This is a genomic window from Pseudoalteromonas phenolica (assembly GCF_001444405.1).
GTDB classification, from domain to species: domain Bacteria; phylum Pseudomonadota; class Gammaproteobacteria; order Enterobacterales; family Alteromonadaceae; genus Pseudoalteromonas; species Pseudoalteromonas phenolica.
The window spans coordinates 2307589-2329777 of record NZ_CP013187.1 but is presented as its reverse complement, the minus strand read 5'-3'; the positions used below and the strand labels follow the sequence as shown (position 1 = coordinate 2329777).

The window sequence follows — 22189 nt, the reverse complement described above, 5'->3', positions numbered from 1 at the left end:
CTTCATAAAAACATATCCTGCTGCGGATCATCAATATTGTCGTAAATCAAATCTTTTTTAGCTTTTAATCCAGGGTTTAAAATTGCACTGAGGTTTACAGTTGAATTAGTTGTAAGGTTTAATTCAAACTTAGGCGATAATAAGTACGAAAGTCTGAATCTCATTCCTTGTAAACTATCATATGATCCAAACGTATTTTCAGAGCCAACAGAAACTATTGCTCCATAATTCCATGCAATCATTAACGCAGCTTCGATGTCTTTTGTAACTGCTTGGTCAACAGTAAAAGCTGTTTTCAAAGTAGAATTGAAAGGAAGATCTATAAGTCTCTGGTTAAAATACTTACCAATTAACTCGAGTAAATCATATATTGGTTGCTTAGTTGTAAGCCCCATATTGTTGGATAAGGGCAGTGTTTTAAGCATCGCAGCATAACTGTTTGTCGAATTATCTACTTTTGACATTTGTGCAGAATAATTAATTCTACTTGATTGGTCATTTGACATTAAAGGACTTAATACGGACAAAAGCCAACGAGGGTTCCCCTCACTAATAGTCGAAATTGCCTCCCAACCCGAGTAAAACTCGGGCAAAGCTCTTCTTCCTTTCCTTTTTCCATTCTTATTAAGGAAAGCATTTCTAAAAGCAACTATTGGTGAAATTTTTCTGATTAAGCTAGGAGTAGCTTCTGATGACAGAAATATCTCTTTAAAGTTTATTTTTTTGGATAATATAAACGTTTTAAATGAATCATCTTTGTTGAATAATTCTTCAAAAACTTCACACCACAGATTCGGGTTTGTTGTAACTCTTGAGCCAAATTTAGTTGAACCAAGTTTTTCAACAGGGTTGCTTATTCCAAACTTTGAGGCAACTAGATTAGTGCAAAACTCATTACTTTCACCTTTTGTAACGTACCAAAGCTCTACAATAGAGTAGTCATTTATCGCACTAGTTACAGTTTTTACCTCTTGATGAAATCCACAAGGGACAAGAGCAACCTTAAAAATAACTTTTTGAGCAGATGAACGCATACTTGATAAAACTTTATCTAGTAGGTTCTTGGGAGCTATCTCAAATTCATCTAAAAGTAATGCCCATCTATGATTTGGTCGCTCTAAAGCTCGATCTATTGAAGAAAGGACTGACTCAAGGCTGATTTTTAGATCTTTAAACGCATACGGAGCTTTGTCTTGAAATTCTGAATCATCAAAACTTGAACTACCAAGTAGACTAATTTTTCTGGAGTACTCACCTAGTTGATTAAGTTTTAGTATTAACTCATGTCTCAGTCTAGAGAAGGAGATTTTTTCAGGTTTAAGTTTTAAAAGCTCACAAATCTCTACAAGAGATTGATTAACTTCTTTTGACCGCTTTTCTAAGAATTCTTTATTAAAGCGGCTCAAAGAGTGCTCAATAGTTTCTAAAGTATTTAACATTACATGGGTGAAAAATGCACTATATGCAAATGATTCTGAGATCTCTGATTTTAACCCTACTTCGTCTAGTGATTTAATCATTTCACCCCAAACAAGATCGCCTGGTACGTAAATCCCATCATACTCAATATCAAGTTCTTTAGCTTTATCCCATTTGCTTAAAGTATTGATGCTTAACATTCGAAGAAACGTAGTTTTCCCACTTCCTCTGGGTCCGACTAGTATTGTATGCTCATTTTTAGCGGTTTCTAGAAATAGCTTTGAGGAAACAAATGAACCTGCGATATCTTCACTTTTGAGGTGCTTGGCATTAAATGCTTCTAGTTTCATAACTGCACCTCTGTTTTTTCTAATTTTATGATTTCATCATTATCATTAAATACAAAATCTATATTATATTCTTCAAGAATTTCTTGAAGATGTGTTAGATCTTTTGGAACACAATTTTTAATCTTCGGGAAATCTTCGAGTATTTCAGTCCACGGTTTACCAGTTACAGGCGTTATTTTATTAGCTATATTCTCAGCTAGTTCATCCAAACAACCAACATCTCCAAAGCCAACACCAGTAAAAACACCATCGCTTTTTCTTTTAGATAATGACCAAGAGTTTCCTTGCCAAGAGTATACATCTAAAACTCCCTCAGGAGTTCCTCGCTGTTTTCCAGAGTTTATATTCATAACATAAAATTGGTTCGTGAATTCATTACCTAAGCTTTCTTTGTGGCAAGAAAGTGTGCCAGCAGCAAATACAACAGTTTTTTTGCTACCATCAGAGTAATATGAAATTTTACTGTGATGTTTGTGACCATGAACAACAATCCACCTCCCATATTTATTCAGCATTTCAAGTAACTCTGTACCGCCGTTCATAAAGTCATAATTACCTAAATTATGTTCAGAATGCTGAATTGGATGATGATGGCATACAAGTATACCTAATTTTTTATTCTTACTTTTACTTGCTTTTAAAGTCTTTTCTAACCACTGATGCGTAGACTTTGAAATGAAGCCTTTTTCATATGCTGCTGGATCATTAGTGTGGTTTGAACAGCTATTAAGTGTGATCAAATTGTAAGTATCGGTTTCTTTATGAAGAAAATTTGAACCAAAGTAGTGAATCCTGTTGAGGTGATCATCAGTTGTTTCGCCTTTGCCGATATTAACGAGAGGGTAAATGGGAGTAAGCTGCTTTAGGTTTTCTACAAGGCAGTGGTCTGCATTTAGACTTCTAATAGGGTTATCTACTTTAAACCCTCTGCTATTTACATCATGGTTGCCAGTTGAAGCAATAAGTGTTTTACAGTTTAAAGCTATGGCTAATTCGTTAATTTTTTCCCAAGCGTATACCAGAGCACTTTTTTCAGAGTGAGTTGTTATATCCCCAGGGCAAACAAGTATATCGGCAACGATTGATTCTCTTTGAATTTTTTGAATTAAGCTTTGCCAAAAGTTATTTGTAAACGTTTTATCTTCATTGAATGTCAACCATGAATGATGGCTGCCATCATTAATTTTGGTACGATTTACAAAATGCAAATCACTCACCACGGCAACTTTCAATGAATCTGTAGGCATGAAGTTATTAACCTTTAAGCTAGTTTAAAAGTCAAATATATCATAGTTTTAGCACTGTTGAATAAAAATTTAAAATGCATAAGAGTGACAATTAATTGTTGAAACTATAGTTTTTTGACAAACTTTTCTGCCGTGGATAATAGAAGACTCAATATAAAATTATATGGAGTCTTAACATTGAAATTCAGTGACTTTCTTTTGGTTTGGCCAGCCTATCTGGCTTTTAATATCTTTGTATTAGCGGTAGTTTTGTATTTTGCACTTGGTCCGGTTTTAGAGCTTATTAAAGGTCAAGATGTGACTGTGAGCTTTATACAAGCAGTATGCTGTTCGACGCTTATTTACGGTGCTAGGGGATTGTTTGCGATGAAAATTGAAGGGTAATTATTTATTGATTGGGCTGTGAGAGACTTTGCAGCCTTTCATTACAATAGTGTCCTGGCAAGACATACATATGAAGCCACTCAGTGACTTTAGTTAGCTTCTTTCGCTTTTAATATATTCCTCACTGTAGCTGGATAAAATTGTTTACCAGTACGGCTTTTAAAACCGAGCTTATTGAGTTCGTTAGCTATAGCTGCAAGTGTAGTTATATCTCTTTCTTGAATACTCTTAATCACTGGGAAAATCGCATTTTGGTATTTCTCAGTGTTCTCAATAAATTTAGCCTGTGCCTTTTTAGAGCACGTATTGCGAACCTTATTTAAGTTTGGGTTACCGAGTTTTTTACCTCTGTTCTTTGCTGCTTGTAACGCTTGCTTTGTTCTTGACGATATTGATCTTCTTTCTTGTTCTGCGACGGCAGCGAGTACTTGTAAAACTAACGGACCTGAATTTGGTTGGTCACAGCATATGAACTTAATGTTGCTTTTCATTACTGAGCTTAAAAAATGTAGGTCACGAGAAAGCCGGTCTAGTTTCGAAACTATTAAAGTAGAATTAGTTAACTGACAATGTTGCAGTGCTTGAGTCAGTTGAGGGCGGTTATTGTTTTTGCCTGATTCAATTTCTGTGTACTGATGTAATAGGGTGCCATCTTGTCTCTGAATATAATCAGAAACAATTGATTGTTGAGATTCTAATCCAAGGCCACTTTGTCCCTGACGTTGTGTTGAAACACGATAATATGCAATAAAGTTCAAAATTCATCCTATTTAAAAAGCTGCTATACGTTGGTTTAGCAGGGTTTTATTTTTAAGACCATGATGTTTTATTTTGGAATTTCGTCAAAAATGTGGCTTCAAGATTGATAGGAGGCTAAACGTTCTTCTGATTATTAAATTGAGCCAATATTGGATTTGTTATGTGTTTTTGATCATTAAACGATGGGGGTAAAATTTGAAAACTTACATGGTAGGTTTTTTGATAGAACAATTTTTATAACTATTAATGAGGAATGACTGATATGAAATCAGCAATTAAAAATATTGAGTATGAAAATATGTTCAAGACTAGAGAGTTTGATAATCCAGGCGTTGATTTAGAAAAATCAAAAGAAAGAAGAAATGTTAAGCTGCAGAGAATTAAAGATGAGCAGAATGGCAAGGCTTCTACTCCAAAGCAATAACATCAAAAGAGTAAATGACGCTTCTGACAGAAAACCAACTACATTGCCAGCAAAATCAAAGTATCAAATTTAAGTTAGCGTTAATCTTGCACTTTAAAATATGCAAGATGATAATATTCCCAATATATTGGGAGTAGGTAAATGGTAACGGACAATTTTATTGGGGAACGACTGGCAGCGTTTCGTAATAGCAGAGGCATAAAACAATCAGATCTTTCCAAAGCAATGGGCTTTAAGGATAGACAAACACTATCTGCAATCGAAACCGGTGAGCGAAAGATGCAGCCGGAAGAATTGTTATCTGCAATTGAGTTTTTGCACATAACTATGGATGAGTTTTTAGATCCTATTTCTGTCATTGGGAAAGCACAGTTTTCTTGGAGGCAGTATGACGCATCTGAAGCTGAGCTAGACGAAACAGAGAAGTACGTCTCTAAGATCATTGCTCTATTTGAATACCTAATAAAAGACAAAGAAGAAAAACTGGCAATCTTACCTAAGCTGCCACTAAATAAGCAAAGCACAGTGAGTGACGCCGAGTTTTATGCAAAACAACTTACTGCACATCTAAACCTAGGCAAGTACCCAGCCCAAAAAATCCAAAGCATTGTGTCAGAACGACTCGGGATCAAGACCTTTTACCTTGACCTAAATCCAAAAGTGTCTAGCGCTGCGGTAAATATGACCTCTAAAAACTACATCGTGATTAATAGAAGTGAGGTGTTAGGCATTAGAAACTTTAACTATGCCCATGATCTATTTCACAGCTTAACTTGGGACGCGCTCATCCCATTAAAAGTTAAAAAAGCATATCTCAACGACAAAGGAAAAAAGCCTATCGTTGAAAAGCTTGCAGACGCATTTGTTTCATCCATCCTGATGCCACAGGACACTATTCGTGCCCACATGAACTTAAACACCAATGATGTGGACGAAGACTATGTGAATGCACTAGCAGATAAATTCTTAGTTAACAGTCCTGCCATGCTTGTAAGACTAAAAACACTTGGACTGATCACTCAAGCGCAGTTCGATGGAATGGATAGAAACAAATTAAAGGAGGGGAGAGGGTTATCCAAAACAACCCAACCATTGAGCTTTAACTTCGAATTTGCATCAGCACTCAATGAGGCTATTGGCTCAGGCAAGATCTCAGTGCGCAAAGCTGCTGAAGATCTAAACATCTCGATAAACAGTCTTAAAGTAGTTTTTGTCAACCACAACCTACCTCAAGTGTTTGATTTATAATGTGTTGTATCTAGTGCATGTTTACAAGTGCAAGCTAGTTGAATTGATGTTTTCAACTTCTTAAATTTAATCACAAGAGGTTCTAATTTTGACAATGTTTACCTGCGAATAGTAATGCTTAAGCCATCATAAAATTGGTTTAAGCATTAATAAATTACTAACGAAAATTGTTACCTAGCGCAAACTCATTAGTAAGTAGTACTCTTCTAGTGAGATTTTTACCTCACGGCCGTTACCAACCAATATGTAGTTTGTATTTGGTGTTTCGAAAATGCATTGATTGTGAAGTGCTATTAAAAACGTACTTCTAACCCAGCCACCAGCAGGAACCATAAATGTCGAGTCTGAGATCACGTTGTGAGAATACACAAGGTATATACCGTCTTTTGATAATTCGGGCTCCTGCTCTCTACATAACTGCTCGTCTTCTTCATTCAAACAAAGCTCAAATCGTTTCCAATCTTTTAGCACACGAATAGGCTTATGATTTAGCTTTTCAGCAGTCGCAATCAATTGTTCAATCTGAGATTCATTCCCCCCAGTAATTGGGTGACCTAGTTTGCAGTCAATTAAGGATGCGATTGTTTTTAGTTGCTGATTTAAATTATTACTCAATGTTTTTACTCTCTTTGTATATAGGAGCAACTATTGAATAGCAGTTAAAAAATCTGTCAAAAATGAGGTGAATATATCCCAATAGTATTTACTAAGTATTCTTGATGCTGAGCCAACAAAGCCAGTACTAACGTTACGTAGAAATCGTATGAACTTTTATTGAACATTAACTTTATTTGTGGCGTGATAAGAATAATCAAAAAATTGTATCCAACAATGAAATTTACAAATAAACAAGAAAAGTTCAAGATTGGCAATAAGTTAAAATATCTGATACACATTAATTATGGAGCCAGTGTAGTTTTTATAGAATGGAAGACTGTATTTGTGACATATGAACGTACAAGCTTCTTAAAATGAGGAAACAACTTCTTTATTACTTTAGTGGTTCTTGTTGTTCTATTTATCAAAAGGTTATGGTTAAAAGGAAATGTAATGGTTTGGATCAAGAAGTTTTTTGTTGTAAGAGCCCTGAATGTTGGAGCTTTTGGGATAACTTTGATTGTTTTATCTGAAATCTTTGGTAATGAGACTTTCTCTGCGGTGGCCCATAATTTAGGTATTGCTTTGTTGTCGGCTGGTGTTGCGTTGTTTTTATCACATAAAGATTTTGAAAAAGCGATAAAATCAAAAAATTTTGATGATTTAGGTATTAAGGATTTTGGTCCAGGTTATCACTCCTTTATCAGTGATGGTGAAAGTCTAGAAAGTTTCTTTAGCTCTTGTGGCAGAATTAAAGAGCTTGATATTGTTGGAATCGCAATGAATGGTTTCATCGACCAAAATAGAATTATTCAAAGGATTGAAGATAAATCAAAGGAAGGTTTTCAAGTCAGAGTCATTTTTGCTGATCCAAAATCAGATCAAGTTCTAGTTCAGAGTAAAGTTGAAGGAAAGGGTAAACGGCTAGTAAGGGACGCTCAGGAAAATATATCTGATTTTGTTTCAAGATTTGGAGTCGGTGAAAGTGTGAATGAAAATGTAAGAATTCATGTATCTAAGTCGGTACCACGATATTTCATATTAAGAAGTGGGGGAAAAATGATTGTAACTTCTTACTTGCTTGACGGTCCGGATGAATCAGTTAGTTACATTTATGAAAGCAGAGGAGGAAGCTCTACTCCTTATGAATTTTACTTAGACTATATTAATAAATTGGTGGAATTTTCTTATACCGAGAAAGAACTAAAAACTCTAGCTTCTTACAACAAAGTTGAAACAAAAGCTCCACTGTGAAAATAACAGTTCAAATTTTAAAAGCGGGTAAGAATACTTAAATTTTTCCTTATCGAATAAGTATTAACTTGAATTACTAAAATTGTTTTTTGTAGTCAGATTGGTCATTAAATTTTTTATTAGTGCTAGTGGCAGTTGGCTTTATTGAGTTATGAGCAATTTGGACATGATACTTAAATCCGTGCGTCATAAGAACAACCCTAACTATGAAATGAAAATGCCATTCGTTGGAATCATTCTTAGAACTTGTTATGCAGCTTTTAGCTTAGGATACCATCTATGAGTATTTAGAAAACCTGCTTCGAGTGGCAAATAAGTATCAGTATTAACTGTACTCTCTGCGTCTCGTCGGCCTTCTTTAAAATCTTCTTTCGTGACAAAGTTAAGCTCTAATAAATAACTTGCCGCAGCTTTTGATCCAAGGTTTCCCTTAAATCCATCTATAATCTCAGTTTCATAATTAAGCTCGTACCCACACATATATCTATGGGTTAGACAATACGAAAAGTCTTCAGTTAACGAATAGATAGACCTGTCATCAACTTTGGCTACAATTAAATGCTGAGAAGGTAGAGTTTGAGCACTATAAACAATTTTTTCATTTTTAGTATAAAAGTCATAAAAAACGACTCTATGATTAGAACTATTCCCAACATGCTTAATTAATTGATCGAACTCAAGTGCATGAAAATGTGGGAACTTGACGTTATCAACTCCATTATCAGGCGTATAAATTCTTTTAGCTTCTATTAAAGCTACACCTTCTAATATTCTTCCTTTGCCTAAATTAAGTCTAACTAATATTCCAATATCACCGTAATTTGCCTCAAAATTGTTAGACTTTCTATTTTTATAAGCTTGGATCTGACAAACTGATGGCTTTCCTAATTCATGATCTTCATCAAGGTGAACCTCAGTAAAACAGTCGCGAATGTTTGCTAATAATGAACGAGTAATATAATCTTCGTCCCAGTCACCATCTGTACAGTCTCTTAAGACCAAAGAAATTATCTTATCCATATCATGCTTTAGAGTATCTCGATCTTTATATATTGCCCTGCCTTCTTCACGCCAAGAGTGAGATAGTTCTTCTTGTTGCACTTCTTACTGTCCTTATTTTTGAGAGTTTAATCGTACAATGATAACCGATAACGCTTTATATATGAATAAAGGTTTATATAGCTGCCTAGCAATTTAATATTTCGCAAATTTGCTTATTACTGTTTTTCAGATTCAGTTTAAATCTATTAGCCTGTCCAGTTTGTTATGATATGAGCTGCTGTTTTTAGTTTTACAAAATGTAATCACTGGTAACAAAGTTAGTAGCAACTAACTTTGTTCTTACTGAAACTCTGCCAAGACCAATGATTGCATTTACATGAAATAACCTAAGTTTGCAAATGGCTACATAAAATCAACATTTATACTATTACACCAGAATGACTTCTTTTTGATTTCAATTAGCTTATCAATTGCATCAAGAGTCACTGTACCACTTCCTAGATTAATAAGCTCAAAAATAATGTATTCTTCTAATTGAGCTTCTTTGATTTTATATGAGCAATTGTGCGAACCGAAATTATTGACCATTTCTGACCAAAAACTCTTAGTTTCTATACCAATTACTTCGCTAAATTTAATCATAAAAAGTTGCAGCATAGCTTTATCGTTAGCTGTAATTTTAAATGGTAAGCGCCTAAAAGGCTGAATTGGTAAGCTTTTCTTTATAATTTGAAATTCATGGGTGTAGCCCACAATATTAGCAGGTTTTAATTTATAAAACTGATACTCATTTGCTGCAGTACCTCCTATTGAAATAACAGAAGTCTTTGCTGATTGTGTAAGATTTAATGATGAATGTTTTTTGATGAATGATTTTGAGTTATTCATTTTTTTCCTATTTAGTTTGTAATTTGAATAACAAAAATCGCATTAATCGTGACTCTGTCAAAAATCTGAGTGGTTAATTAGGATCAGAGTGGGAGCTTAGCTTTAATCGATACCCACAGAAATCCTCTTTTTATACAATCAAAATAATTTCCTCGCAGTTTAAAGGTTTATAGATGCTCATTAGAGCGTGAGTAGATAAGGATTAATAACCAGCTTTGGTACCCAACAGTTAGCTAGACTGTCATGCAATTGCCCTAAGATCCCGATTAGACCACATCCGTTTTACAAGACATTGCATTGCTAGATAATTAAATCCATCCGTTCCACTGAGTTAGGTAATCAAACAGTAATTTGCAGTTCAAGGAAAATCAGTTTTGATATGATCAAAAATGAATTTAGACGCTCTAGTAATGGCGAATACGGCTACTCCTAAACTCATTTAAAGTTACTTATGACTTTAAAGTTAAGAAAGTTATTTTTCAGGTTTTCTGTTTCTAACCCTTTCAAATATGCAGCGCCACCAGCTTCTTTTCTTTTGGTTTTGTTTCTTCAGTTGAATGGCGTAATCATATGCTATTTTATTTATATCTATATTTGAGTGACAGAATTTTGCTTTATATCTTGTGATACGTCTTTCACGAGCTCGCCTCTGGATGTCTTTCATGAGGATTTTTGTTGGTGATAGTTATTGGTAAGGAAAACATACTTTTTAAACTTGTCAAAAGTAGTAATAGTAAACCTACAAGCGGGGACAAATAAGGGACAAATAAATACTTATTTGACTCTATAGAAGGTTATGAAACATTCATTTAAGCCAGTAAAAATGGGCTTTAATAAGATTAAATAAGCCTAAATTACCCTGCTGTTATTAGGCTTCAAAATGCCATTCTAAGCTTAATGCTTTGAATTAAAAGGTTTGTATTCTACTTATCCCCGCAAGGGAAAAATAGGGGACAAAAACTAATGAAAGCTCAGGTAATAAATCGCCTGAGCTTTTTTGTATTTAAGAGGTGTTTAAACAAATTTGTAACAATCAGCCTGATAATACAGTTTATTTTTAGTTGTTAAGCCAGTACCTGAAATACTTCTGGTGCTGAAGTATATAAAGCGAAACAGGCTATCAGTAATAAGATCGACCCAGAACATTTGTTTATTTTATTTGCAGTGTTTTCTTTTGATACTTTAGTGAAGAAAAAAGACAGTAAAAATAACAGTGCGTAATCTAATATTACCCAAATCGTCAGTAACAAAAACATTGAAGCGGTTTTATTGTCTGTGACATTAAAAAATGCCGGAAAGAAAGCAATAAAAAATAAGATATCTTTTGGATTTGAAATACCAATTAAAAAGCCGCTTCGTAACCAAGACTTGCTTTTGTTCTTGTCTACACTTTCTTTCGATAAATTAACTTTTGATTTGAGAGTGTCTATAGAGAAGTAGATAAGATACAGCGCGCCAAAAAATGTTAGAAAGGAGAGTGCATGGTCATTGGCTGAAAATATACCATTGATCATCAAAAATGATACTGAAATTAAAATAATAGACGCTAAGTTAGTCCCAATGATTGTCTTCATCCCCGCTGATATTCCGCCATTTACGCTGCTATTGGCGACCAACACTGCAACAGGCCCTGGGGTACCTAAGAACACCACAATTGAGCTTACGTATAATAATATTAGAGTGTAATCAATCAGCATGTTTAGTTTCCTTTCTTGAACTTATTAATGGGCAGCTTGTAACCCATTGGTTGTTTGATGGAAGTAAGTGTCGCTTCCATTTCCTTTTGAGAATTCACAAATCCTTTGTGCAAATTTTTTGCATAACAATATTCATCGTAAGTTAAAGAAAAAGAGTGGGGCAAGTGAATTTTAAGAGAGTTAAATTGACTTTAAATATAACCAATACGGTCTTAGACTTTAGTGCAATTATATTTATATTAGTTTTCATGTAATTTAAAAGATTTTAGTAAGTCACTTGCATTGCGTAGGGCAAAATTATAGCCGCACTTTGATATGAGTGATCCTGCGGTACAGACATGTTTATAACGTATCACTTTTAATTCGGTTACGATTTCATAATCCGGATTTTATTTGTAAATTATTTAGTATGAAAAATATTCAGTAAATGTAGGTTTAATACATATTCAACATAAATGAGGCTTTATAGATTGTTATTTTAACAAGCAAAGGCTTTGTGACACCTCTGGCTAATTTCGCGATAAAATACAAATGCCTCATTCAGTTTATAAATATACTTATGTGACAACATTAGCTCCTTTTGGTTACACGATAAATAAATCTTACATTGAATCAGAGGGAGTGTTTGGAACTTTGATTGTAAGTACTGTTATTGATATATCTATATTATTGGTGCACTAGAAGATCGAAGTAGGTGGAATAATTGCTCTTGATACGTACTTTAAAAGAAATAAAACGGTTTAGCAGTAAGCGTAAATATAAAAGCCCAGCAAAAATGCTGGGCTTTTTAAGTATTAAGCTTGTTGCTTCTTACCAGATGCGTACACGCTCTTCAGGTTTAAGATATAACTTATCGCCTGGTTTTACGTCGAACGCTTTGTACCATGCGTCATGGTTACGTGGTGCAAGGGCACGGAAGCGACCTGGTGCGTGTGTACCTGCGCGAAGCTGATTAAGCATGCTTTGTTCAGTACGCTTCTCTTTCCAAACTTGTGCCCAAGCTAAGAAGAAACGTTGGTCGCCAGTCAGACCATCGATAACTGGTGCTTCTTTACCATTTAAGCTCAGCTTGTACGCGTGGTAAGCCATTGCTAAGCCACCTACGTCACCAATGTTTTCACCAAGGCTGTTACGGCCGTTTACGAAGTTACCTTCGATTGGCTCATACTGGCTGTACTGAGCTGCAAGTTTGTCAGCTTTTGCTTCGAATGCTGCGCGATCTGAGTCAGTCCACCAGTTACGTTGGATACCTTCAGCATCAGACTTAGAGCCTTGGTCGTCAAAACCGTGACCCATTTCGTGACCGATAACAGCGCCGATGCCACCGTAGTTTACCGCTGCGTCAGCATTTGGATCGAAGAATGGTGGTTGTAAAATCGCTGCAGGGAATACAATCTCATTGAATGAGCTGTTGTAGTATGCGTTTACTCGCTGAGGTGTCATACCCCAACGGTTACGGTCAGTTTTCTCAAGCTCTTTTGATGCGCTGTCATCTCTGAAGAATTGACGCAGATTTTTAACATTGCCCATTAGGTCATTGTTTTTAAGTGCTAGACCATCAAATGACTGCCATACATCTGGATAACCAATTTTAGGCACGAATGCAGCGAGTTTAGCCTGAGCATTTACTTTTGTTTCTTCGCCCATCCAGTCTAGACCTTCAATGCGCTCGCCAAGGGCTTTACGCAGGTTTTCAACGAGTTCAGACATTTGCTCTTTCGATGACTCAGGGAAGTGCTTATCAACGTACACTTTACCAATCGCAAAGCCTAAAGATTGTGTACCAGACATTTGGCTCACAGCACGCTTCCAACGAGGACGAGGTTCTTGCTGACCACTTAGGTGCTTACCGTAGAACTCGAAAGATGCGTTGAAGATATCTTCTGAAAGCAGGCTTGCATTGCCACTGATAGCGTGGAAAGTCAGGTAATCTTTCCAAACAGCAAGGTCTTCTTTATTCACAAGGTCAATCATTGCTTTGATTGGCTCAGGCTGAGACATATTTAGCTGAGGCACTTTGTAACCTGTTTGTGCAAAGTAAAGATCCCAATTGAAACCAGGGTACTCTTTAGCTAAATCTTCGCGTTTGATTTGGTTTAGTGTCAGGTCGCGGTTACGGCGCTTTTCACGTGGCCAATGGCCTTCAGCCATTTTAGTTTCTAGCGCAAGGATCGCTTGGGCGCGCTCAGTTGTATTCTCTAAGCCTGCAAATTTAAGCATGTTTGCGATATGAGCAACATATTCTGCGCGTGTCTTCTCAAAACGCTCTGCTTCTTCTAAATAGTATGAACGATCCGGTAAACCTAGACCGCCCGCACCCATAGACATTTCATATTTGTTTGGATCAAGGCGGTTAAACCACATACCACCGCCAATCGGTGAGTTTACGCCTGTTAGCCAAGACTGACCGAACGCTTTTGTTAGGGCGTCTGTATTATCAATGGCTTTGATCTCATCAAGTAGGCCTTGAATTGGAGTGATCCCTAATTTGTTAAGGGTTTCAACATCCATAAATGCGTTGTAGAAATCAGCAATCAATTGCTCTTCTGCATTTAAGTTATCACGAGAAATAATGTCTTCGATGATGGCATTAACTTGTTTCTCACTGCGCTCAGCAAGTGACGTGAACGCGCCGTAACGCGTTTTGTCAGCAGGCATTTCGTAGTTTTTATACCAAGTGCCACTTGCATACATGAAGAAGTCGTCACCAGGTTTAACGCTTTCATCACGTGCTGTTAGGTCAACACCGAATGTGCCAAGTTCAGCTTTACCAGCTGTTTGTTCTACTTGTTGTACTTTTTCAACTTTTGGTTCTGACTCAGAGCAGCCAGCTAAAAAGACAGCGGCTAAGGCTGTCGCAATAACAGTTCTTTTCATTGTTATCTTCTCTTTTTAATTGAGTAAAATCTCAATCTATGTTTTAAGTAAGAAATGTTCCTCATTAAACAACAATTGAGGAATAAACCCATTTTCAGTCCACAAACAGTGAAGGGCAAGTTTTTTAGGTAAATGAGGGTAAAATGCCGTTGAATAGTGAAAGTTCGTGTTAATTTTCTCTAAAAATGACGTAAATTAGATGAAGGTGTCTAGCTACAAGTTTTTGCAAATAATGAAAGATGCTAAATAGATGAATGAAAAAAAGCGCACAAAGCTTTTCCCATACAACTTCAGATTATTACTGTTAGCCATGCTGCTCATGCATGTGCTTATGGTAGTGGCATCGTTCTACCCACCTATTATATCTAATTTGGGGTTAGTGCCTCAGCTTCCCGAGCGTTTATACGGTATTTTTACAGCACCTTTCATCCATGCGAGTTGGGGCCATTTGACGGGTAATTCTATTGGCTTATTCATCAGCGGATATTTAGCAAGTCTGCAGACTGGGTTTAAACGTGTCACCGTTTTTATCATGGTTATGACGGGCGTGCTAGTTTGGGTATTTGGCGAATATGGTAACCATATTGGCGCATCGGGTATTGTGATGGGTTATTATGGCTTTTTATTTGGCACGGCTGTGTTTAATCGAAACTTAGTTGGTGCAATTAGTTTTACGGTTCTAGTTGCCGTTACCTATTACTTAGATTTTGCTTTTTTGGCGACATTATTAGACTTTTCTGCTCAAACCAGCAGTTCTAATCATATTTTTGGTTTTATAAGTGGTTTATTGGGGGCTTACATCTTTAGACAGAGTAAAAAATAAATTTAGGAAAAATCGCTAAGCTAAAAGTAATTAGTGTCGATAAAGTAATCAAAGCCTAATAGTCGTTCAAAGGATTAGCGATGAAAATACCCAATCTCCCACTAGCAAACATTACTCTATCAGGATCAGTTTCTGCACCTGTGGCAGAAAAGTTTAATAATGCGATTGATGAGTTTAAAGAAAATATAAACCCCGATCTCGAAAAATATAAAGGAATGGAAAATGCGCCGATAATTCCTTATGAAGATCCATTCAAAGGGCGCCACACGTCTAATCTAGAGTTGCCTAGTTATTTTGGCATGCGACATTACAAAATAACGAGTAGTGCAATTGATATGAGGGACCCACACAAAGAAAGAACTTACCAATACGGTGAATTAACCGATGTAGAAGACATTAATGCCTTTCTTGACCAGCTTGAGCGCTTAGAGGGGGAGCATAAAATAATGTTTGAGCACCTTAAACCGACGAAAGAGCTGCTGTCATTAGCAGAAAAAATGTCAGATGAGGAGTTGGCTCAGTTTGCTGAATTTATGGTAGAGATTTCTGGTGTAGAGTTTTTCCAAACACAAAAGAGCACTGTACCAGATGAGCTGATAACAGCCCTCAATGCAATGTCTGAAGATGAGTTGAGTAGCTCTATTGAGGCTATGTCTTCAATACTTTCTCAAGGGGAAGGTTATCAAAAAACAGCTTCACCGGTTGGAGCTGATAAATATGGTAGAGAGAATGCCGTATTGTTTTCATATCAAGATGGCATGGAGTTAAAAGCTGGATACTATGCGAACAATGCAGGCAATAAGCTGGCAAAAAACTTCGCTAAACTCCTGACAGATAACAAGCTTAATTCAGAACAACTGGTTGAAATGAATCACCATATTTCACAAAGTAGTTTTGAACAAAGCCGAGGGATTGTCGATATGGCGGGTTTAGTGAGTAAGCATATGCTTGATGATATGTTATCTATGTTGGATGAAGCTGATAAAGATAATGCGCAGAATATTTTTTCTTATCTAGGGCAACAAGTTAACTATCAAGCCCATAGACAATATTATCAAACAGACAAAGGTGATTTTGTAGTGCAGCAAGATGATATTGCCAGCGAGTCTGATAGAAGAAATTTGTATGAAAATATTCTATCAGCACATAATGAATTTGGGCTAGGTTGGATAAATGATGCACTAGATGAGATTGAAGATACCCCTGCGCAAATACAGAAAGAGGTTTGGCAGCAGTTGCTAGAAGATAAAGAAGCAACGCCTGATAAGTTTATTAAATCGGATTCGTTAGAGACATGGGCTGGTAATAATCTTGCGAGTATCGAGCTGCAATTTCATGCTAAACAAACAATGAAAATACATGAGTTCAATAGTGAGTTATTTTTGCCTGAGATTTTAAGTAACCTGACATTTTATGCCAGTGGTAATCATAAATTAGCTAATGAAGCAGATGTCAAAGAAGTAAGCCCACAAAATTAGTGGGCTTGCATACAAAGTGATCAACTAAAAAAACCTTTTTGAACGATTTGACGGTCTAGCACCATAACTTGACCATTACTCCAAACACTATTAACGGATAGATCTTCTTTTCTTAATAAAACTATATCGGCATCGCCTGCAACTTTTATTTGTCCTTTAGCTAAGCCAAGTATATGCGCAGGGTTTTGGGTGATAGCCATTAACGCCTGTTCAAGTGGAACGTTAAACTCTAATACAGCTTGTTGAAATGCATGTAAAAGCGATGACTCTTGGCCCACTTCAAAGCCAATCAAGTTATTGTGTGCATCATATATAGGTAGGCTTGCATGCCCGTCTGAGCTCATTGTAAGTTGACTGTCAGCAACACCTTTTTCAAGGCAGTAGGCAAGGGCTTCTGCGGCAGCGAGCTCCCCATGTGCTAAATCATAGTCTGTGGTACTGGTGGTGAAGTCTATGGTGCCACCCGCTATACAAAACTCAATACCAGCCATCAGCAACTCTGAATTACGATTCATATGCGTTGGGTAAAACATATCTAAAGGTAGCTCAGTTGTTTGAGCGACTTCATGCAATAGAGTGAGTTGAGTATCACCACTACCAACATGAATTGAGACTGTGCCTCTTTTGCCGCTGAGTAATCCTGCAGTGCGTGATTCAGCGGTGACTTCGGCAAGTTGTTGGGCGGTGATTTGGCGTCCGCGGTGATCTGCGATGGCAACTTCACCGACACCAATTACTTCATCGATAAACATGATGTCTTTACTGATCGAATCAGTGAGCGTCTTTATAGGCAAATGATAAGAGCCTGTATGGCAAAAAGCATTTAGGCCTTCTTGTTTTAACCCTTTTGCTTTGGCAACCAAATCTGCATGTGTTCGGCTAATATCGTCAGTACCAAGCGCGCCGACGACAGTGGTTATACCGTTTAACGTTGCATCAGTGAGGTGCATTTCTGGTGTACGACTGGCAAATCCGGCTTCACCTCCGCCACCAATGAAATGCACCAAAGCGTCAACAAACCCTGGCACTAGGATAAAGCCATTACCGTCAACTAGATTTATGAATGTGTCATGATGAAGCGTAATATTTTCTTCGATGGCAATGATTTTTTCACCGCCGAAGAGCACGTCTTTTTTACCAAGGTAGTGTGGAGCATATACCTCAGCATCTTTTATAAGTGTAAGCATAATTTATTGATAATTTATGAGTTGAGCGAAAACCATGGCAAGTGTAGAAAGACCAAAAAGCACCAACATAAAGCGCCAAATGAACTTTGCCCAATCGCCCCAAGATAAGTTAACCACCCCTAAGCAGCCAATAAGACTCGCAGAGGTTGGAATGATGATATTGGTGAGGCCGTCACCGAGTTGAAATGCGAGCACTGCCGTTTGCCTAGAAACGCCGACTAAGTCAGCCAAAGGCGCCATGATTGGCATGGTTATAGCTGCTTGCCCTGAGCCTGAAGAAACAAAAAAATTGAATACAGACTGGAAGACATACATCGACCATGCAGCTATCACATCGGGTATATGTGATATCACACTGGCACAATGATATAACAAGGTGTTAAGCATAGACGGTGAGTTTAATTCACTGCCACCTAGTAATAAAACCAGCCCTTTTGCTAAGCCAACCAACATAGCAGCCGGTAACAATGCGGCACTACCATGTTTAAATGCGTCGACTGACTCAGATATGCTTTGACGTTTACCAAGCTTGGCAATAGTGGTCACAATTAAGCCTAAAACAAAGAATTGTGCAGCAAGCTCAGGAATGTAATAGCTTTTTGCAGTAACGCCATAAATCACCCATATAATCACAGCTAAAAACGCAATGAGCAGTACTTTATCGACCGCGCTGAGTTGAGGGTGTGACTGTGGTGTTGAGCAGTCCACACTTATACGAGATTGCTTGGCGTAGCGCATGGTAAACACCATGCCAACCACAATAAAAATAGCAGTTAAAGCAACACGAAGCTCTGCACCTGAGAACACCTCAAGCCCAGCAATGCTTTGTGCGATGGCAATACTAAATGGATTCATTGGTGAGGTGGCAAAGCCAATTTGTGTGGCAACATAGGTGACTAACACGGTTACATAAGCGTTATATCCAAGCTTTTGCATAATAGGGTAGAGCACAATACAAAACGCAATGGCTTCTTCCCCCATCCCAAAAATGGCCCCACCTAGGCTAAAGGCAACAAATAAACTGGGTATAAATAACCAATCAATTTTTTGTGTGTTATTTATTAGCGACATCACGCCATTATCGATGGCTTTGGTTTGCATAAGCACGCCAAACGCGCCGCCAGTGATTAAAATGAATGCGATAACGCCGATAGCTGCGCCATTTTTGTCACCACTGACTAGCCCTTCAAATAAGACGTTGAAGAAGCCGAGAGTCCCACCTTCGCCAAACAATGCAATCGGGGCTGGTGATGCAATTTGACGAAACTGCGACAGCATGACCGTATTTGTTTGCTCTGGCGTATTAAAAAAACCGGGGAGTACAAAAAAAGAGGCCAGATAACACAGCACGACCATCATCATTAAGATGACGAAGGCATCTGGCATTTTATATTTTTGATGCATGTTAATTTAGAATGGGGTTGCCCCCATTCCTCCATTAGAACTTAGCTGATAAGCCAATTTGATAAGTTGTACCAAACGCATCATGGTTAATTGAATCAAAGCCACGCTTTGAACCAAATACTGCGGGTGGTGCTTTATCAAATAAATTTTTGATACTGGCTCTAATAAACAGGTTTTCACTCAACTCCAGACCTGCATTGAGATCCATAACAGTCCAACTATCTACTGTGTGTTGCTGTTGTGCATCGAGTAAGCCTAGTTCGTCAAGCTCATCAATTTCACGGCCTTTTAAACCTTCAATATCATCAAGGTAACTGTCAGTATAGTTGGCAGACAAAGAGATGTAGTAGCTATCAGTGTCTAATGTGACTGACAGGCGTCCGACATTTTCAGGGTATCTAAATGTGCCGACAAGAGATTCAATTTGATCTGAGCCTGGCTTATTGCGGTTATATTCAAGATAGTGCGTCGCATCAAGTGCCAGTTTTAAGTCGGCAAAACCCAGTTCGAATCTGTGATCGAACTTAATATCTAACCCGCGAATATCCTGAGTGCCAGTATTTTCAAGCTGGATAACATGATCACGATATAGTTGCAGTGATTGCGAACGAGGGTCAAACTCTGAGATATAAGCACCTAATATTTCTGATAAGTTCGCGCCAGATTCATCAATTTTAAGCCCTGCATTATCGGTGACACTACAAACATCTTCGCCATATGATATGCCCATTTGATTTTGCGGTACGATGCCACAATGGCGAAGTGAGGCGTCAGAAATGGCGCGATCTAACACTGCAGTCATGTTGGTATCAATGACTTCTTTATAATCAAACTGCCAATAATCGATCATCAATGTGGTCTGCCTAGAAGGACTCCATGCAAAGCCAATTGAAAGTGAATCAGACTCTTCGGCGTTTAAGTTTTCATTACCTAACTCTAAGCTGTTTACGCTGACAAGTGTGCCGTCGCCTTCACAATATAGGTCTGCAATTGCTTGGTTTGCACCGCAATCAAAAGATGAAGTAGTAGTACGAAGCTTAACACCTGCTTGTGTTAAAGAGGGGGCTCTAAAAGATGTTGCCCAACCCGCGCGAAGCAAGATAGTGTCAGTAGGTCTGTAGCTGATACTGACTTTTGGGTTAAATGTTGAGCCAAAATCATCAAAATGATCGTATCGACCCGCTAATTGCATCTCGACTTGCTCAGTGAGTGGAACATAAAGCTCGGCAAAAGCACCATATTGCGTACGCTCTGCTTCAGCTATGCTCGAGCCGTAGCCAAATACGTCGACCAAATACTCGTTTTCAGCTTTTGCCACTGCATTTGCAGATGGAATATCGGAAAGCTCTTCCTTACGGGCTTCAAATCCAAATGAAGATTGCACATCAATATCACCGAGCGTGAATAACTCGCCCGAGAAAGTAAGATCGATACCATAGACTCTACTTTTGCCTTCGCGTGTTGGCATAGCTTGTGTGAGTGTAAGAATTGCATCATTGTTTGCATCATCAACTAAAAATGGATTGTAGAAATCAAGCAACTGTCCACTGTTACAAGTGACACCGTTATCACCTAGAGAGCCAATTGAACCATCAGAGCAGAGTTCGCCTGCCAATGCTGCATGGAATTGGTAACGGTTATACACGCCCTTAATTGCATGTTGCTCTGAGCGAGACTCAGAGATCAGTACACCTGATTGCCAGTCCCACTCTCCAAGTTGACCTTCAAGGCTAGAAACTAGGCGGAAGTTTTTAGATTCAACTTCAATGGTTCTCGGGTCGTTAAATCGCGCATCAAACCGAAAGCCCCATTGTTCTTGGCCTAAATAAGTATCGAAAGGGTCGATATACAAAGCATCTAAGAGTGCGTTATCGCCTTGGGCATCATCAAATATAAGCAAAGCATCTTCTTTCACCCAAGGACCTTCAGCATCATCAAGCTGATTAATGGCAGCTGGCGTTGAGTACGCGGTAGATTTAGTGGTGCTGTAAAAAAATTCAGTGTTCCAGATTAGGTCATTAAATGCTTTATTAACCATAAAGCCTGCAGATAAGCTTTCAAATGGCGCGCTTAACATGTCATCTCGATTACCATAATAAGCGCAAATTTCTTCCCCATACTCCGTTGAAACAAGCTCAGTCTTACAGCCCGGCGCGCCTATTTCATTACCATCTTGGCTGCTGTAATAATAGATATTGGGGGTATTTTCGAGTTTAGGTAGGTAAGAGTAACTGTTAATCAAAGACGGATTAGCTGTGTAATCACGATCTGAGGCATTGAACTGGTTTTTATCGAAGTAATCAGCAAATACGGTGACATTGCCACCTTCAATTTCGCTACCCCAGATCAGGTTAAGTTGTTTTTTGCTCTCATCACTGTCTTCAAAGCTATCTGAAAATGACACATCCAGCTCTGCACCGGTGAAGTCTTTTTTAAGAATGTAGTTGATAACGCCTGCAACCGCATCTGCGCCATAAATCGCAGAAGCCCCAGTCGCTAAAATTTCAACACGCTCAATGGCAGCCAGTGGAATGGCGTTCACATCGACAAAGTTTTGTGTACCTGCTGCAAAAGAGCTTGGTGCAATTCTTCGCCCATTGATGAGTGTCAATGTAGCTGAAGGCCCCATACCACGTAGGCTGGCAGCTGCTTGACCTGCAGGGGTTGAAGTCGACGTACTGCCACTTTCACTGGTTGTAAAGGTGCCCGCACCACCTTTGAGCTGTGGTAAATCTTGTAAAAGTTCAATGACAGAGGTTGCGCCAGAGCGACTAATGTCTTCTGAAGAGATAATGGTTATGGGTTGAGTACCTTCTAGGTCAACGCCTTTAATGCGAGAGCCTGTGACTTCAATACGTTCGACTTTTTCTAAATTTGCTTGTTCTGATTGTTGTGCATGAGTGTAGCCACTGTTCAGCAGCGCAGCAGCAACACCAAGAAATAACTTGTTGTACATGTTTCACCTAACTTTTGGTTAGCCGTCGATGCAATTTGGGTGAACAGGTAGGAGTCTTACCATCCTCACAAACACTTAACTGAATAATGAGAGCAGGTAAAAGACGTAACTATCCTGTAAATGGCATTAATCAGCATAGAGCTCGCAAGATGATCAAGGCCTTCGACAGCTAGAATTTATTTTTATGATTTTTTG

The 22189-nt window shown here is 38.0% G+C and carries 17 protein-coding genes; 6 read left to right on the top strand and 11 right to left on the bottom strand.

The window, feature by feature from the left end; all coding sequences use genetic code 11:
- Positions 1–2: 2 nt before the first annotated feature.
- Together PP2015_RS10210 and PP2015_RS10205 are read right to left on the bottom strand one after the other, a co-directional pair.
- Positions 3–1769: an ORC-CDC6 family AAA ATPase gene (locus tag PP2015_RS10210; RefSeq protein ID WP_193330505.1), complete on the bottom strand. Its 1767-nt coding sequence runs from the start codon at positions 1767–1769 to the stop codon at positions 3–5.
- Positions 1766–3016 (bottom strand): metallophosphoesterase family protein, encoded by a 1251-nt coding sequence (locus PP2015_RS10205; RefSeq protein WP_058030172.1) that lies wholly within the window; start codon positions 3014–3016, stop codon positions 1766–1768. Before PP2015_RS10205 ends, PP2015_RS10210 begins: the two co-directional genes overlap by 4 nt.
- Before the next feature lie 177 nt (positions 3017–3193).
- Between PP2015_RS10205 and PP2015_RS10200 the strand changes: the two genes are divergently transcribed.
- On the top strand, positions 3194–3400 hold the full coding sequence (locus tag PP2015_RS10200) for a hypothetical protein (protein WP_058030171.1): 207 nt from the start codon (positions 3194–3196) through the stop codon (positions 3398–3400).
- 89 nt (positions 3401–3489) lie between these two features.
- Here the strand turns inward: PP2015_RS10200 and PP2015_RS10195 are convergent, their stop codons facing one another.
- Positions 3490–4158 (bottom strand): recombinase family protein, encoded by a 669-nt coding sequence (locus tag PP2015_RS10195; RefSeq protein WP_058030170.1) that lies wholly within the window; start codon positions 4156–4158, stop codon positions 3490–3492.
- A 263-nt stretch (positions 4159–4421) separates the two neighbouring features.
- On the opposite strand from PP2015_RS10195, the gene PP2015_RS21875 reads away from it, so the two are divergent.
- Both PP2015_RS21875 and PP2015_RS10190 read left to right on the top strand, forming a co-directional pair.
- Complete coding sequence (locus PP2015_RS21875; protein WP_157599080.1) at positions 4422–4583, top strand: hypothetical protein; 162 nt, start codon at positions 4422–4424, stop codon at positions 4581–4583.
- A gap of 141 nt (positions 4584–4724) precedes the next feature.
- Positions 4725–5831: a helix-turn-helix domain-containing protein gene (locus tag PP2015_RS10190; RefSeq protein WP_058030169.1), complete on the top strand. Its 1107-nt coding sequence runs from the start codon at positions 4725–4727 to the stop codon at positions 5829–5831.
- 174 nt (positions 5832–6005) lie between these two features.
- On the opposite strand, the gene PP2015_RS10185 is transcribed toward PP2015_RS10190, so the two are convergent.
- Positions 6006–6446, bottom strand: coding sequence for a DUF6957 family protein (locus PP2015_RS10185; protein ID WP_058030168.1), 441 nt, complete (start codon positions 6444–6446; stop codon positions 6006–6008).
- 435 nt (positions 6447–6881) lie between these two features.
- On the opposite strand from PP2015_RS10185, the gene PP2015_RS10180 reads away from it, so the two are divergent.
- Positions 6882–7682 (top strand): hypothetical protein, encoded by an 801-nt coding sequence (locus PP2015_RS10180; RefSeq protein ID WP_058030167.1) that lies wholly within the window; start codon positions 6882–6884, stop codon positions 7680–7682.
- Between the two features lie 249 nt (positions 7683–7931).
- Here the strand turns inward: PP2015_RS10180 and PP2015_RS10175 are convergent, their stop codons facing one another.
- The 4 genes from PP2015_RS10175 to PP2015_RS10160 form a co-directional block, all read right to left on the bottom strand.
- A complete protein-coding gene (locus PP2015_RS10175) occupies positions 7932–8783 on the bottom strand; it encodes a hypothetical protein (protein ID WP_058030166.1) in 852 nt (283 codons plus the stop codon).
- 303 nt (positions 8784–9086) lie between these two features.
- Positions 9087–9572 (bottom strand): hypothetical protein, encoded by a 486-nt coding sequence (locus PP2015_RS10170; RefSeq protein ID WP_058030165.1) that lies wholly within the window; start codon positions 9570–9572, stop codon positions 9087–9089.
- Positions 9573–10636: 1064 nt separating this feature from the next.
- Positions 10637–11269, bottom strand: coding sequence for a LysE family translocator (locus PP2015_RS10165; protein WP_058030164.1), 633 nt, complete (start codon positions 11267–11269; stop codon positions 10637–10639).
- An 810-nt stretch (positions 11270–12079) separates the two neighbouring features.
- A complete protein-coding gene (locus PP2015_RS10160) occupies positions 12080–14146 on the bottom strand; it encodes a M13 family metallopeptidase (RefSeq protein ID WP_058030163.1) in 2067 nt (688 codons plus the stop codon).
- 250 nt (positions 14147–14396) lie between these two features.
- Between PP2015_RS10160 and PP2015_RS10155 the strand changes: the two genes are divergently transcribed.
- Together PP2015_RS10155 and PP2015_RS10150 are read left to right on the top strand one after the other, a co-directional pair.
- Positions 14397–14969, top strand: a complete 573-nt coding sequence (locus PP2015_RS10155) for a rhomboid family intramembrane serine protease (RefSeq protein ID WP_058030162.1) — start codon at positions 14397–14399, stop codon at positions 14967–14969.
- A gap of 80 nt (positions 14970–15049) precedes the next feature.
- The gene (locus PP2015_RS10150; protein WP_058030161.1) at positions 15050–16447 is read left to right on the top strand and encodes a hypothetical protein; all 1398 of its coding nucleotides are present in this window, start codon (positions 15050–15052) and stop codon (positions 16445–16447) included.
- 20 nt (positions 16448–16467) lie between these two features.
- Here the strand turns inward: PP2015_RS10150 and iadA are convergent, their stop codons facing one another.
- Genes iadA through PP2015_RS10135 form a run of 3 tightly spaced genes read right to left on the bottom strand, consistent with a single transcriptional unit; the run spans position 16468 to position 21994 of the window.
- On the bottom strand, positions 16468–17634 hold the full coding sequence (gene iadA / locus PP2015_RS10145) for a beta-aspartyl-peptidase (protein WP_058030160.1): 1167 nt from the start codon (positions 17632–17634) through the stop codon (positions 16468–16470).
- Positions 17635–17637: 3 nt separating this feature from the next.
- Positions 17638–19020: a putative basic amino acid antiporter YfcC gene (gene yfcC / locus PP2015_RS10140; RefSeq protein WP_405127342.1), complete on the bottom strand. Its 1383-nt coding sequence runs from the start codon at positions 19018–19020 to the stop codon at positions 17638–17640.
- A 52-nt stretch (positions 19021–19072) separates the two neighbouring features.
- Positions 19073–21994, bottom strand: a complete 2922-nt coding sequence (locus PP2015_RS10135) for a TonB-dependent receptor domain-containing protein (protein WP_058030158.1) — start codon at positions 21992–21994, stop codon at positions 19073–19075.
- Positions 21995–22189: the final 195 nt, after the last annotated feature.